Origin of the sequence: Denitromonas ohlonensis (assembly GCF_007625205.1) — a bacterium.
Taxonomy (GTDB): Bacteria; Pseudomonadota; Gammaproteobacteria; order Burkholderiales; family Rhodocyclaceae; genus Nitrogeniibacter; species Nitrogeniibacter ohlonensis.
Genome location: NZ_VMNI01000003.1, coordinates 223,200 through 236,563, shown reverse-complemented (window position 1 = coordinate 236,563; position 13,364 = coordinate 223,200). Strand labels below are relative to the sequence as shown.

Sequence of the window (13,364 nt, the reverse complement as noted above, 5' to 3'; positions counted from 1 at the left end):
TCAAGGGAGCTAGATATGAGCTACGACAATAACAGGGGCGGCCTCTGGGGACGCCTGCGCGGAGCCGGGCTCGGGCTGGTGTTGCTGGTGTTCGTGGCGGGCATCCTGTTCTGGGGCGGCTTCAACACCGCCATGGAATGGACCAACCGCGAGGCGTTCTGCATCTCCTGTCACGAGATGGAAGCGAACGTCTATCAGGAATATCGCAACACGATCCACTTCTCGAACCGAAGTGGTGTGCGAGCGACGTGTCCGGATTGTCATGTGCCGAAAGACTGGACGCACAAGATCATCCGCAAGATCCAGGCCTCCAAGGAACTGTGGCATCACTTCCTTGGTACGGTCGATACGCCCGAGAAGTTCAATGGGAAGCGCCTGCAGCTGGCCCAGAACGAATGGGCGCGGATGAAGGCGACGGATTCGCGCGAGTGCCGGAACTGCCACAACTTCGAGTATTTCGACTACTCGATCCAGGGGCGTCGTTCGACACGCATGCACCAGGATGGCTTCTCCGAAGGCAAGACCTGCATTGACTGCCACAAGGGGATTGCCCACTCGCTGCCGGCCGTGGAGCAGGATATCGGCAGCGACAAGGGCGGTGCCGCGCCGGAAGTCTTCCATCCGACGGAAGAAAAGCCGGCCGGCGCTCAGAACTGACGCCGTCGGAGCAAGAAACGAATCGGGCAAAGGGCCGCGCAAGCGGCCCTTTTTTTCGCGCCTTCGATTTGATTTCACACATATCCTTTTACGCCCCAATGTGATTGAATCGCGGCCATGCTGGAAGTCACTGAACTCGCCTGCCTGCGCGGCGATCGCATGTTGTTTGCCGATGTCGCCCTGACCGTTCGACCCGGTGAGTTGGTTCGCATCGCCGGCCCGAACGGGGTTGGCAAGACCAGTCTGCTGCGCTTGCTGTGCGGGCTGGGCATGCCCGAGCACGGTCAGGTGAGCTGGAAGGGGGCGCGTATCGACCGCGCCCGCGAGGCCTTCCATCGCGACACGCTCTATCTGGGCCATGCCGCAGCCCTGAACGATCTGCTCAGTCCGCTTGAAAACCTGCGCTTCGCGGCCGCCTGTCATGGTCTGAGTGCCGATGTCGGCCAGTCCGAACTGGCGCTCGAGCGCATCGGGCTCGGCCCCCAGCGCGACTTGCCCGCCAAGGTGCTGTCTCAAGGGCAGCGTCGTCGCGTCGGGCTGGCGCGGCTGTATCTGTCCGAGAACGTGCCCTTGTGGATACTTGATGAGCCCTTTACCGCGCTGGACGTCACGGCCGTGCGCGATCTGGCCGAGTGGCTCGACGCCCATTGTGCCCGCGGTGGCATGGTGGTGATGACCACGCACCAGGATGTCCCCTTTGCCACGCCGATGCGGACGGTCGATCTTGCGGAGTCGGCATGCTGAGCGTCTTTCTCGAAGTGTTGCGCCGTGATCTGCTGCTGGCCTGGCGCAATCGTGCCGACGTGCTGGTGACCCTGTCGTTCTTCACCATCGTCGCCTGTTTGTTCCCTTTTGGTGTCGGCGCCGAACCGAATCTGCTGCGGACCATCGCGCCTGGTGTGTTGTGGGTCGCCGCGCTGCTGGCAACGCTGCTGTCGCTGCACCGCGTGTTTTCGCAGGACCACACGGACGGCGTGCTCGAGCAGCTTCTGCTGTCGCCCGAGCCCCCCGTGCTGTGGGTGCTGGCCAAGGTGCTGGCGCACTGGCTGACCACCGCCGTGCCCTTGGTCATTGCCGCGCCGGCACTGGCCTTGCTGTTTGATATGACGCAAAGCGCAACCGGGGTGCTGATCCTATCCTTGCTGCTCGGTACGCCGATCCTGTCGCTTTTGGGCGGGGTGGGCGCCGCGCTCACGCTGGGGCTTAGGGGGGGGGGCATGCTGCTCGCGCTCCTGGTCTTGCCCTTGTTCGTGCCGATCCTGATTTTTGGGGCGGGCGCGGTGGATGCTTACCTGTCGGGCACGGGGGCGAATGCGCATTTGATGCTGCTGGGCGGTGGATCGCTGGCGGCGCTGGCGCTGGCGCCGTGGGCGTGTGCCGCCGCCTTGCGAATCGCGGTAGAGTAGGCCCCCGAAAAACTTGCGGTCGTCTTGCCGCAGCTACTGATTTCCTAAGGCCATGGAATCCGGACAACGCTTCAGTCTCTTTCGTTACGCCGCACCGAACGTGTTCTATCCGCTCGCGGGGCGTCTGGCGCCCTGGTTTGCGGCGGCCGCGGTGGGCTTCACCTTGATCGGCCTGTATCTCGGCTTTTTTGTCGCACCGACCGATGCGGTACAGGGCGAGGTGTATCGGGTCATCTTCATTCATGTGCCGGCGGCCTGGATGTCGATGTTCATCTATCTGATCATGGCCTTCTGGTCGGCGATCGGGGTCGTTTTCAACACCCGCCTGTCGGCCATGATGACCCAGGCGCTGGCCCCAACCGGCGCGATGTTCTGTTTCGTCGCCTTGTGGACCGGCGCCCTGTGGGGGCGGCCGACCTGGGGCGCGTATTGGGTCTGGGATGCGCGGCTGACCTCGCAGTTGCTGCTGTTGTTTCTGTATTTCGGCTTCATGGCCCTGACCCGCGCGATTGAAGACCCCCGTCGGGCCGACAAGGCCGGCGCCATTCTCGCGCTGGTTGGCGCGGTGAATGTGCCGATCATCTATTTCTCGGTGAAATGGTGGAACACCCTCCATCAGGGCGCATCGGTCAGCCTCACCAAGGCGCCCAGCATGGCAACCACCATGCTGATGGCCATGCTGGTGATGGCGCTCGCCTCGTGGGCTTATACGATCGCTGTGGTGCTGTGGCGGGTGCGCTCGCTGATTCTCGAGCGTGAGCGCCATACCGATTGGGTGGGCGAGGTCCTGGATGCCAAGGGGGCGCAGGCATGAACTGGCAATCGATGTCCGATTTCTGGTCCATGGGTGGGGCCGGGTTCTTCGTCTGGGGTTCCTATGGCGTCACATTTGCTTTAATCGCGCTGGAACTTGTCGTGGTGTTACGCCGTCGGAAGCAAGTGGTTCATCGGTTGCAGCGGCTGCGTCAGGCCATGAAGGCCAGCGCGCGGCGCAAGGAGATTCAAGAATGAAAGCCAGACAGAAACGTCTGATCCTCGTGGTGGCAGGTGTCGCCTTGCTTGGCGGTGCCGTGGCCCTGGTGTTGTCGGCATTCCAGCAGAACCTGGTGTTCTTCCATACGCCGACCGAGGTGGCCGAAGGTAAGGCGCCGCAAGGGCGAACCTTCCGTATCGGCGGCATGGTCGAGGACGGCTCGATCAAGCGCGACGCCGACGGCATCACCGTGCGCTTCGCCATTACCGATACCGCCCGTTCGATTCCCGTGGCATACAAGGGCCCCTTGCCCGACCTGTTCAAGGAAGGCAAGGGAGCCGTGGTGCAGGGCGCGCTGGGGGCTGACGGCCAGTTTTCGGCCACGGAAGTGCTGGCCAAGCACGACGAAAACTACATGCCGCCCGAAGCGCAGGACGCCATCGACCAGGCGCACAAAACAGCCGCGACGGTGTCGCAATGATTCCAGAACTCGGACATTTCGCGCTCATTCTGGCCTTCCTGGTCGCGCTGGTGCAGGGCGTCGTGCCGCTGGTCGGCGCGCACCAGTATCGCTCCGCCTTGATTGCCGTGGCGCGGCCCGCCGCGGTGGCGCAGTTTGCCTTCATGGCCTTGGCGTTTGCCTGTTTGACCTGGGCCTTCGTGGCCAACGATTTTTCAGTGGAGTACGTTGCCCAGCACTCCAATACCAAACTGCCCGTGCATTACCGCGTGACGGCCGTCTGGGGCAGCCATGAGGGTTCCTTGCTGCTGTGGGGGCTGATCCTGGCGGGGTGGACGCTGGCGGTCGCGATGTTCTCGCGCACGCTGCCGGACATCTTCGTCGCCCGCGTGCTCGGCGTGCTTGGCCTGGTCAGCGGCGGCTTCATCTCCTTCATTCTGTTTACGTCCAACCCCTTCAACCGTCTGTTGCCGGGTGTGGCCGAGGGCCAGGACCTCAACCCCTTGCTGCAAGACCCGGGGATGATCATCCATCCGCCGCTGCTCTACATGGGCTATGTCGGCTTCTCGGTGGCCTTCGCCTTCGCCATTGCCGCGCTCATCTCCGGCCGGCTGGATGTCGCCTGGGCGCGCTGGTCGCGCCCCTGGACCAGCGTGGCCTGGGTGTTCCTCACCTTGGGTATCGCGGTGGGCTCGGGCTGGGCCTATTACGAGCTGGGCTGGGGCGGCTGGTGGTTCTGGGACCCGGTCGAAAACGCCTCCTTCATGCCTTGGCTGGTCGGCACGGCGCTGATCCATTCGCTGGCGGTGACTGAAAAGCGCGGCGCCTTCCGCAGCTGGACGGTATTGCTTGCCATCGCCGCCTTCTCGTTGTCCTTGCTGGGCACCTTCCTGGTCCGCTCGGGCGTGCTCACCTCGGTGCATGCCTTCGCCACCGACCCGCGTCGCGGCATGTATATCCTCGGCTTGCTGGTGCTGGTGATCGGCGTCTCGCTGATGCTCTTCGCCTGGCGCGCGCCCAAACTCGCCGGCGGCGGCAAGTTTGCCCTGGTGTCGCGCGAGTCGGTGTTGCTGGCCAATAACGTATTGCTGTCGGTGGTTGCCACCTCGGTGCTGCTCGGCACGCTCTACCCCTTGTTCCTCGATGCGCTCAATCTGGGCAAGATCTCTGTTGGCCCGCCGTACTTCGAGTCGGTGTTTCTGCCGCTGATGGTGCCGGTCGTCTTGCTGATGGCGATGGGGCCCCTGCTGCGCTGGAAGGGCCACGACGTCGGCGTCGTCCTGGGCAAAGTGGCGCCGTGGTTTGTCGCCAGTGTGGTGCTCGGGCTGACCGGCGCGTGGATGGCCGGCACGATGAGCTGGCGCATGATCGTCGGCATGTCGCTGGCCGCCTGGGTGCTGATTGTCAATGCCGTGCTGCTCGTCGAGCGTCTGCGTGAGCGGCCGGGTGCCGCGGCCGGTGTGCGCCTGAGCGGCATTCCGCGCGCCTGGTGGGGCATGTGGATCGCCCACGTCGGTATCGGCTTCTTCATCATCGGGGTCGCCATGGTCAATGGCACGCAGACCAACATCGATGTGAAAATGCAGGTGGGTGACACCGCCACGCTGGCCGGCTACGACTTCGAGCTGACCGCCATCACCGATGCACCCGGCCCGAACTATGCGGCAGCCCAAGGGACGCTGAAAGTCACCCGCGAGGGTCAGCCGGTCGCGACGCTCACGCCCGAAAAACGGATCTACCTCGCGCGCCAGATGCCCATGACCGAGGCCTCGCTGGATATCGGCCTGTTTGGCGATATTTACGCGTCGATGGGCGAGATGATCGACGACACGACCTGGATTGTGCGCCTCTATTACAAGCCCTTTATCAGCTGGATCTGGTTCGGTTGCTTGCTGATGGCCTTCGGTGGCGGATTGGCGGCGGCCGACCGACGTTATCGCCGGCTGGCGGCACGTACTGCTCCTGACGCCGGCGCGCGCCAAACGGCCTGAAGAGTCCTATGAAAGCCAAGTTTCTTGTTCCCCTGTTTCTGTTTTTGCTGCTGGTGGGTTTCCTCGGATTCGGCCTGAGCCTGAATCCGCGGGAAGTCCCCTCACCGCTCATCGACAAACCCGCGCCGGATTTCACCCTCGCGCGCCTGGATAACCCCGAGCAAACCCTCGCGCTGGCCGACATGAAGGGCCAGGTGTGGTTGCTCAATGTGTGGGCCTCGTGGTGCGTCGCTTGCCGCCAGGAGCATCCGGTGCTGGTGGCGCTCGCCAAGCGCAAGGAAGTGCCTCTGGTCGGGCTCAACTACAAGGAAGTGCGCGGCGACGGCGGTATCGACATGCGCAAGGTGGCGGCCGAGAACGAGTTGCCGATGGCCATCGAGCGCGCCCGTGACTGGCTGCAGAGCCATGGCGACCCCTACGACGTGAGCATTCTCGACATCAATGGTCGTGTCGGCATCGACTTTGGCGTGTATGGCGTGCCCGAGACCTTCCTCATCGACAAGCAAGGCGTGATTCGCCACAAGCACATCGGCCCGATCACGCCCGATGCGCTGCGCGACACCATCCTGCCCAAAGTGGCCGCCCTCAAGGCGGAATCCTGATCATGCGACGTTTCCTTCTGGCCTGCGGGCTGTCTTTGTTCGCGCTCGTTGCGCACGCCCAGACGGCAGAGCCCGTCGCGGCGGACCAGGCGCTTGAAGAGCGCGTGATGGCCTTGTCGCACAAGCTGCGCTGTCTGGTCTGTCAGAACCAGTCCATCGCCGAGTCCGACGCGGACCTGGCAGTGGATCTGCGTGAGCAGGTGCGCGAACAGCTGAGTGCCGGCAAAAACGAAGACGAGATCGCCGACTACATGGTGGCCCGCTATGGCGACTTCGTGCTGTATGAGCCGCCGATGCGCGGCAGCACGCTGCTGTTGTGGCTCGGTCCGCTGGTGCTGGCCGTGGTCGGTATTGGTGTGCTGATGCTGCGCCTGTCGCGGCGCAACAAAGAAAGCGCACCGGTGCTGAACGAAGCGCAGCGCGCCAAAGCGCGCGCCCTGCTTGAAAAAGATGACAACAACGGAACACAGGCATGACTAGCTTCATCGTATTTGCCGTACTGCTGGTGGTGGCGGCCCTGTTGATGGTGGTGGTGCCGCTGTTCCGCAACGCCTCTGGCGCCCAGCTTGACGACGACGCCAATGCATTGCAGACCAAAACGGCGCTGTCGGTCCTGCGCGAACAACTCGCCGAGCTCGACGCAGACGTCGCCGCAGGCGATATGTCGCAGTCTGACTATCAGCGCACCCGGGACGAACTCGAACGCCGCGCGCTGGAAGAGGGCGAGACCCGCTCGGGCACCTTGAGCGGGAAGCCGGCGCGGGGCTGGGGCATGGCGACGGCCTTGCTGATCCCGCTGCTTGCGGGCGTCATCTATCTCGATATCGGCAGCCTGGATGGGCTGGACCCGACTCAGGTCGGTGGCGAAGACACCCATCAGGTGACGCAGGAGCAGGTCGAAGAGATGGTGGCCACGCTGGCCGAGCGCCTCAAGCAAGACCCGGAGAACGCCGAAGGCTGGTTCATGCTGGCCCGCTCGTATAGCGCCATGGGCCGTTTCGCCGATGCCGCCACCGCTTATGGCGAGCTGGCCAAGCGCATGCCGGATGAAGCGCAGGTCTATGCCGACTGGGCCGATGCGCTGGCCGCCGGCAACAACCGTTCGCTGGTGGGCGAGCCGTCGCGCCTGATCGACAAGGCCTTGTCGCTGGAGCCGGACAATATCAAGGCGCTGGCGCTGTCGGGCAGTGCGGCATTCCAGGCGTCCGATTTCGCCAAGGCGGCGGCGCAGTGGGAGCGCATGCTCGCTCAGTTGCCCGCTGAAAGCGAGTTGGCGACCTCCATTCGTCAAGGCATCGCCGAGGCACGTCAAAAGGCCGGGATGGCGCCTGCCGCGGCGGTGGCGGCAGCTGCGCCTGCGGCCGCGCCGGGTGCCGGCATTTCGCTGGCCGGGACGGTGGCGTTGTCGCCGGCCCTGGTCGAGAAGGCCAAGGCGGACGACGTGGTGTTCATCTATGTCCGGCCCGAGGGCGGTGGCATGCCGTTCGCGATCTTGCGCAAGACGGTGGCGGATCTGCCCGTGCAGTTTGATTTTGCCGGGGTGCCTTCCATGGCGGGGGATCGCCCGATTCCCGCCAAGGTGGAGATCGGTGCCCGGGTCTCCAAGAGCGGCAATGCCGGGGCGCGCCCCGGCGATCTGGACAGCAGCGTGCTGGCGGTGCCGCCAGACGCCAGCGGGGTGAATCTCCTGATCGAGACCGAGCTGGCGCAATAATAAAAAAACCCGGGGTGACCCGGGTTTTTTGTTTAGTCGGCCACGACGGGCGCCGGACTGTCGACCCCCGCAAACCAGGTGCCCTGAATCGCTTCGTGCACCCGGTTGAAGCCTAGCTGCAACTCATCGACAAAGGCGTGCAGCCGGTCTGGCGAGTCGGCCAGATGGGCGGCGTCCTCGGTCGCCAGCATGCCGAGCAGCTCGGTGACACGCTGGCAGGCCAGCGTTGACCTGGGCAGGGTGTACAGCTTGCGATGAAGATTGTTCAGGCAGCGGTACAGGGCGCGCGGGAACTGCGGGTTGAGCAGGATGAAACGCACCACATCGGGGCCGCGCACCCGCAGGCGCACATGCTGACGGTACATCTGATAGGCCGACAGCGATTTGAGCACGCTCATCCACTGCAGGTTCTCGAAGGGGGTGAGGTCGTCCGGCGTGCGCGGCAGCAGGTTGGCCGAACGCACGTCGAGGATGCGGGTGATCATGTCGGCGCGTTCGAGGTAGCCGCCGACCGCGCAGAAGGTGCGTGCGGGGGTGTCGCTCAGACTGCCGTCGAGCATGCCGGTCAGCGCCTGGCAGCCGCGGATGACCACCCGCAGGAAGTCGTCAAGACGGCGCAGATCGATGGTGCCGCTGAAGATGTCGCTGCATTCGAGAAACAGCCGGTTCACTTCTTCCCACACTTCGCGCGGCATGACCTCACGCGTGGTGCGCAGATTCTCGCGAGCGGCTGAGAGCGCACCGAGGACCGAGCCGCTGTAGCGGCGGTCGGCGCACAGGAAGGTGAGCACGCTGGCTGCGTCCCGCTCGGTGTAGTACTCGTCGAAGATCTCATCCGCGCCGCTGATCGAAATCAGCGATGACCAGCCGAGGGTGGCGGTGCCGGGGAAGTCGAGCATCAGGTGGCGACTGACCCGCACCAGGCGGGCGGTGTCTTCGGCGCGCTCCAGATAGCGCGCCATCCAGTAAAGGTTTTCGGCTACACGTGACAGCATGTTTTCAGCTCCCTTGTCCTTGGACTTGTCCCTGTCCGGAGGTGTCGACGATCCAGGTGTCCTTGCTGCCGCCACCTTGCGAGGAGTTGACGACCAGCGACCCCTTGACCAGCGCGACGCGGGTCAGCCCGCCGGTGGTCACATAGGTGTCGGTGCCAGAGGACAGGATGAAGGGGCGCAGATCGACATGTCGCGGCTCGATGGCGCTGTCGGTGAGCGTCGGGGTCACGGACAGGCCCAGGGTGGGCTGGGCCATGTAGTTGCGCGGGTTGGCCTTGATCAGTTCGGCAAACTGGGCTTGCTCTTCGGCGGTTGAGTGCGGGCCAATGAGCATGCCGTAGCCGCCGGACTCGTTGGCCGGCTTGACCACCAGCTTGTCGAGGTTGGCCAGCACGTAGTTGCGATCGTCCTCACGCATGCACAGATAGCTCGGCACGTTCGGCAAGATGGGCTCGGCGTCGAGATAGTAGCGGATGATCTCTGGCACATAGGCATACACCACCTTGTCGTCGGCCACGCCGGCGCCGGGCGCATTGCACAGGGCGACCGTGCCCTTGCGCCATGCGCGCATGACGCCGGGCACGCCGAGCGTCGATTCGGGGTTGAAGGCCTCGGGGTCGATGAACAAGTCGTCGACCCGCCGGTAGATCACGTCCACATGCACCAGACCGTCGATGGTCCGCATATACACGCAGTCGTCGGAGCCCACGATGAGGTCGGAGCCTTCGACCAGATCGACGCCCATTTGCTGCGCCAGGAAGGCGTGCTCGTAGTAGGCCGAGTTGTAAATGCCGGGCGTGAGCACGACGATGTTCGGCTCGTTGATCTTGCGCGGCGACATCGCGGCGAGCATGTCGTGCAGCTGCGCCGGATAATCGTCAACGGGCAGGATGCGGCCGGTCTGGAACAGTTCGGGCATTACGCGCTTGCTGACGTTGCGATTCTCGAGCATGTAAGACACGCCGGACGGAATGCGCAGGTTGTCTTCGAGCACGTAGATGGTGCCGTCCTTGTCGCGCACCAGATCGGAGCCGCAGATGTGCGCCCAGATGCCGCCCGGCGGGTGGATGCCGACACATTGCTGACGGAAGTTGACGGATTGCTCCAGCAGCTCGGCCGGGAACACGCCGTCCTTGATGATGCGCTGCTCGTTGTAGAGGTCGTCAATGAACAGGTTGAGCGCCTTCACGCGTTGCTTGAGGCCGGCCTCGACGTGTTCCCACTCGTGGCTGGGAATGATGCGCGGCACGATGTCGAAGGGCCAGGCGCGGTCGATCATGTCGCCATCGGAGTACACGGTGAAGGTGATGCCCATGACCTGGATCGCCACTTCGGCGGCCGTTTTCAGATCGCGAACTTCCTTTGCGTCGATCGAGCTCAGGTAGTCGCAGACGGCCTGGGCGGCAGGACGGGGTTTGCCCGCACTGGCCAGAAGCTCGTCGTACAGGCCTTCGCAGGCGTAGTCATTCCAATTGATTTGCGGCATGGCTCCTCCGTGAGGACGGTGCATACCAAGACTGATGCATGCACTGGTTTGGGGCGTTTCCCTCGCCCGTCGTTTCCACGGCGGGCACTTCACTACTATACGCCTGCGCTCAGAACGCCCACAGGGCGCCACTTGAGCTAGTACGGACCGCACTTTCCGGGGTTGTTTCTGCCGCCGGGCGGCGCGCCGATCTCAGGCGTGCTGGAGGACTTGCAAGAAGTGTTCCGGCGACAGGGCCCGGTGATAAAAATAGCCCTGGACCATGTCGCAACCATAGTGGCGGAGCTTTTCTGCCTGGGCGGCGGACTCGACCCCTTCGGCCACGACTTGCAGATTCAGGTTGTGGCCGAGCTGCACAATGGTGCGGACGATGGTGTCGCTGTCCGGGTCGCAGTTCAGATCCGCGACGAAGGCCCGGTCGATCTTCAGATGGTTGACCGGGAAGCGCTTCAGATAGGCCAGGCTGGAGTAGCCCGTGCCAAAGTCGTCGATCGACAGCCCGATGCCGAGGCTGGCAATGCCGGCCAGGCTCTCGCGGGTGGTGATGTTGTCTTCCATCAGCACCGATTCGGTGATTTCCAGAATCAGGTGCTCGGCGGGCAGTCCCGTCTCGGTCAGGATGGTGCGCACCATCTCGGTCAGTCCGGAGCGACGAAACTGCACGGCCGATAGATTGACCGCCACGGGAATGGGCCGCCCGCAGGCCTGCGCCCATTTGAGCGCCTCGCGGCAGGCCGAGCGCAGCGCCAGCGCGCCCAATGTTTGAATGTGGCCAAATTTTTCGGCGACCGGAATGAAGGCGTCAGGGGCGATGCGCGTGCCGTCGGGCTCGATCCACCGCGCCAGCGCTTCGGCGCCGACCAGCGCGCCGGTGGCCAGGTCGATCTGCGGCTGATACCACCATTGAATGTATCCGTTGCGCAAGGCGGTGCTCATCCGCGACTCCAGATCGAACTGGTCTTCCAGTTCGTGGTTCATGTCGGCGGAGAAGAAGCGGTAGTCGCCGCGGCCGGCGTTCTTGACCTGATAGAGCGCCACGTCGGCTTTTTGCAGCAGGGTTTCGACACTGTTGCCATCGTCGGGGAACAAGGCCACCCCCATCGACACCGAGATGCGCAGCGAGCGCCCGTCGAGGGTGACCGGTTCGTCCATTTCGCGTTGCAGCTTCTCGCACACATGCGCCGCGTCGGCCGCGCTGGCCAGTTCGGGCAGCAAAATCACGAATTCGTCGCCGCCCTGACGGCTGATGGTGTCGGTTTCACGCAGGTGCGGCATCATCCGGCCCGCAACGGCGATCAGCAGCAGATCGCCAATCGGGTGGCCGAGGGTGTCATTGACCGTCTTGAAATGGTCCAGATCCATAAACACGACCGCCACCCGGTTGCCCATGCGGCGGGCCCGACTCATGGCGCGATCGAGCCGGTCGGTCAGCAGGGTGCGGTTGGGCAGGCCGGTGAGGGTGTCGTGGGTCGCCATGTGGCGGATGTGTTCCTGGGCGACGCGCTGCTCGGTGATGTCCTGCATGCAGGCGATGAAGCGCAGGGGCGCGCCCTGCTTGTCACGACGCACCACCTGGCCGCGTTCGCGCACCCAGACGGTGGTGTCGTCGGCACGCACCATGCGATGTTCGCTCTCGAAGTGCGGCGTATGGCCCGACAGGTGCTGCTGCAACAGCGAGGAGACCCGTTGCTGGTCGGCCGGGTGAATGTGCGCTTCGCGGATCTGGGGGGCGTTTGCGCTGGCCTCAAGGCCGAGGATGGCCCGCCAGCCCGGCGCATAGAAGGCCTCGCCACTGCGTAGGTCGAGATCCCAGACCCCTTGGCCGGCGTTGTCCAGCGCCAGATGCCAGCGTTGCTCGAACTCCGCGAGCGTGTCGCGCTGCTTGCGGTACTGACCCAGCGCCCACATCAGCCCGACCAGCGCGGCGGCCAGCAGGCAGAGGACCAGTACGCCGCTCCAGACCTGTTTTTTGTATCGCTCGTAGATGGTCGGCGTGAAGTCGATCAGATCGGCGCCGGCCGGGATCGTGGCGCGGCGGATCTGCCAGCGCTGAAGTTGCGGCCACCGGTAGCGTGCCGGGGCGGGCAGCAACTGCACCGCAGGTCCGGCGTCGCGGCCGCTCAACTGTTGCCGGATCAGGCTGGCCGCCGTTTTGCCGGTCTGCGGGCCGGCCGAGACGCGCCCGCCCACGCAATCGCTTTGCAGCAGAATCGGCTCATAAATACAGAACATCGGCACGCTGGCCGCGCGCGCAAGCTGCCGGCCGAAGGTGGCGGGAATGAGCCGCTGCGCCGTGCCGTCGCGGGAGGCGCGCAGGTAGATCAGGGCCGTGTCGCGGGGGGCGGTCGCCACCTCGGCGAGCAGGGCATCGGCGTCCTGTACCGTGATGAAGCGCACGGCGACACGGCCGGCCAATGGCGCAAGCTGGGCGCGTGCCGCGTCGAGCGCCGCGATATCGCTTCGCCCCGTCCCGGCGATTACCCAGAGCGTGCGGGTGTTTGGCCGCATGGCGAGTGCATCGACGGCGGTTTCGGCGATGGCCAGGGTTTGGCGCAGCGAGAATTGGCCTGCGTCGAGGGTGGCGGGGATATCGATGAAGTCGCTTTCGATCTGGATGACCGGGCCGTCGCTCAACCAGCGACCATGCTCGCGCATGAACTGTTTGCTGGGCAAACCGCTCAGGATCACCGCATCAAAGGGCGGCCGCGCGGCGTGCTTGAGCTTGAGGGCCTGATTGATGAGTCTGGCGCGGGCCGGATCATAGCTGTCGACCATGTCCAGATAGACGTTTTCAAGCACGATGCCGGGCTGCTCGTTCGTCTCGGAAAACCCTGCGCGCAGCCCCGCTTCAAGCAGGATTTCGTAGGGGGCATCACGGTTGCCGAAAAAAATGCTTAGTACCCGGGGGCGCACGCCAGCGTCGCTTGCCGTGGCCAAGCCGGCCCGCGCCGCGCCATGGGGCAGCAAGAGCAGGCAGGCCAGCAGCAGGCAGTATTGACGCATCCAGACCCTCGGGTGATGTGCCGTCAGCATGGCCCGTGGACAGGGCCGTGATACGGGCTATGGTAGCTGCTTACCCG

At 64.4% G+C, this 13,364-nt stretch carries 13 protein-coding genes; 10 read left to right on the top strand and 3 right to left on the bottom strand.

Translation table 11 applies throughout. The features are described 5' to 3' along the window. Positions 1-15: 15 nt before the first annotated feature. The 10 genes from FHP89_RS03580 to ccmI all read left to right on the top strand — a co-directional run bounded on the left by FHP89_RS03580 (position 16) and on the right by ccmI (position 7,803). Entirely contained in the window at positions 16-657 is a 642-nt protein-coding gene (locus FHP89_RS03580) for a NapC/NirT family cytochrome c (RefSeq protein WP_144176368.1), read from the top strand. A gap of 117 nt (positions 658-774) precedes the next feature. After that, on the top strand, positions 775-1,401 hold the full coding sequence (ccmA, locus tag FHP89_RS03575; RefSeq protein ID WP_144176367.1) for a cytochrome c biogenesis heme-transporting ATPase CcmA: 627 nt from the start codon (positions 775-777) through the stop codon (positions 1,399-1,401). Then, positions 1,395-2,063, top strand: a complete 669-nt coding sequence (ccmB, locus tag FHP89_RS03570) for a heme exporter protein CcmB (RefSeq protein ID WP_144176366.1) — start codon at positions 1,395-1,397, stop codon at positions 2,061-2,063. The genes ccmA and ccmB overlap by 7 nt, the downstream gene beginning before the upstream one ends. Before the next feature lie 52 nt (positions 2,064-2,115). Next, positions 2,116-2,877 carry a heme ABC transporter permease CcmC gene (ccmC, locus tag FHP89_RS03565; protein ID WP_144176365.1) on the top strand — a complete coding sequence of 254 codons (762 nt, stop codon included), beginning with the start codon at positions 2,116-2,118 and terminating at the stop codon, positions 2,875-2,877. After that, complete coding sequence (gene ccmD, locus FHP89_RS03560) at positions 2,874-3,074, top strand: heme exporter protein CcmD (RefSeq protein ID WP_144176364.1); 201 nt, start codon at positions 2,874-2,876, stop codon at positions 3,072-3,074. The genes ccmC and ccmD overlap by 4 nt, the downstream gene beginning before the upstream one ends. Further along, entirely contained in the window at positions 3,071-3,517 is a 447-nt protein-coding gene (gene ccmE / locus FHP89_RS03555; protein WP_144176363.1) for a cytochrome c maturation protein CcmE, read from the top strand. Before ccmD ends, ccmE begins: the two co-directional genes overlap by 4 nt. Then, entirely contained in the window at positions 3,514-5,487 is a 1,974-nt protein-coding gene (locus FHP89_RS03550) for a heme lyase CcmF/NrfE family subunit (RefSeq protein ID WP_144176362.1), read from the top strand. Before ccmE ends, FHP89_RS03550 begins: the two co-directional genes overlap by 4 nt. An 8-nt stretch (positions 5,488-5,495) precedes the next feature. After that, positions 5,496-6,089, top strand: a complete 594-nt coding sequence (locus FHP89_RS03545) for a DsbE family thiol:disulfide interchange protein (RefSeq protein WP_144176361.1) — start codon at positions 5,496-5,498, stop codon at positions 6,087-6,089. A gap of 2 nt (positions 6,090-6,091) precedes the next feature. Next, complete coding sequence (locus FHP89_RS03540) at positions 6,092-6,565, top strand: cytochrome c-type biogenesis protein (protein WP_144176360.1); 474 nt, start codon at positions 6,092-6,094, stop codon at positions 6,563-6,565. Beyond that, positions 6,562-7,803 carry a c-type cytochrome biogenesis protein CcmI gene (ccmI, locus tag FHP89_RS03535; protein ID WP_144176359.1) on the top strand — a complete coding sequence of 414 codons (1,242 nt, stop codon included), beginning with the start codon at positions 6,562-6,564 and terminating at the stop codon, positions 7,801-7,803. Before FHP89_RS03540 ends, ccmI begins: the two co-directional genes overlap by 4 nt. Positions 7,804-7,835: 32 nt before the next feature. Here ccmI and FHP89_RS03530 read toward each other — a convergent pair whose 3' ends face one another. The 3 genes from FHP89_RS03530 to FHP89_RS03520 all read right to left on the bottom strand — a co-directional run bounded on the left by FHP89_RS03530 (position 7,836) and on the right by FHP89_RS03520 (position 13,287). Beyond that, positions 7,836-8,798 carry an alpha-E domain-containing protein gene (locus FHP89_RS03530; protein ID WP_144176358.1) on the bottom strand — a complete coding sequence of 321 codons (963 nt, stop codon included), beginning with the start codon at positions 8,796-8,798 and terminating at the stop codon, positions 7,836-7,838. A gap of 4 nt (positions 8,799-8,802) precedes the next feature. Continuing rightward, on the bottom strand, positions 8,803-10,284 hold the full coding sequence (locus tag FHP89_RS03525; RefSeq protein ID WP_144176357.1) for a circularly permuted type 2 ATP-grasp protein: 1,482 nt from the start codon (positions 10,282-10,284) through the stop codon (positions 8,803-8,805). Positions 10,285-10,476: 192 nt separating this feature from the next. After that, positions 10,477-13,287 (bottom strand): putative bifunctional diguanylate cyclase/phosphodiesterase, encoded by a 2,811-nt coding sequence (locus FHP89_RS03520; RefSeq protein WP_186300263.1) that lies wholly within the window; start codon positions 13,285-13,287, stop codon positions 10,477-10,479. Positions 13,288-13,364 lie beyond the last annotated feature (77 nt).

What these genes read in the sequence shown, in the direction of transcription:
- FHP89_RS03580 (WP_144176368.1), top strand. Translation starts at nt 16, where the DNA reads ATGAGCTACGACAATAACAGGGGCGGCCTCTGGGGACGCCTGCGCGGA.
- FHP89_RS03525 (WP_144176357.1), bottom strand. Translation starts at nt 10,284, where the DNA reads ATGCCGCAAATCAATTGGAATGACTACGCCTGCGAAGGCCTGTACGAC.
- ccmD (WP_144176364.1), top strand. Translation starts at nt 2,874, where the DNA reads ATGAACTGGCAATCGATGTCCGATTTCTGGTCCATGGGTGGGGCCGGG.
- FHP89_RS03545 (WP_144176361.1), top strand. Translation starts at nt 5,496, where the DNA reads ATGAAAGCCAAGTTTCTTGTTCCCCTGTTTCTGTTTTTGCTGCTGGTG.
- FHP89_RS03520 (WP_186300263.1), bottom strand. Translation starts at nt 13,287, where the DNA reads ATGCGTCAATACTGCCTGCTGCTGGCCTGCCTGCTCTTGCTGCCCCAT.
- ccmI (WP_144176359.1), top strand. Translation starts at nt 6,562, where the DNA reads ATGACTAGCTTCATCGTATTTGCCGTACTGCTGGTGGTGGCGGCCCTG.
- FHP89_RS03540 (WP_144176360.1), top strand. Translation starts at nt 6,092, where the DNA reads ATGCGACGTTTCCTTCTGGCCTGCGGGCTGTCTTTGTTCGCGCTCGTT.
- ccmA (WP_144176367.1), top strand. Translation starts at nt 775, where the DNA reads ATGCTGGAAGTCACTGAACTCGCCTGCCTGCGCGGCGATCGCATGTTG.
- ccmB (WP_144176366.1), top strand. Translation starts at nt 1,395, where the DNA reads ATGCTGAGCGTCTTTCTCGAAGTGTTGCGCCGTGATCTGCTGCTGGCC.
- ccmC (WP_144176365.1), top strand. Translation starts at nt 2,116, where the DNA reads ATGGAATCCGGACAACGCTTCAGTCTCTTTCGTTACGCCGCACCGAAC.
- FHP89_RS03550 (WP_144176362.1), top strand. Translation starts at nt 3,514, where the DNA reads ATGATTCCAGAACTCGGACATTTCGCGCTCATTCTGGCCTTCCTGGTC.
- ccmE (WP_144176363.1), top strand. Translation starts at nt 3,071, where the DNA reads ATGAAAGCCAGACAGAAACGTCTGATCCTCGTGGTGGCAGGTGTCGCC.
- FHP89_RS03530 (WP_144176358.1), bottom strand. Translation starts at nt 8,798, where the DNA reads ATGCTGTCACGTGTAGCCGAAAACCTTTACTGGATGGCGCGCTATCTG.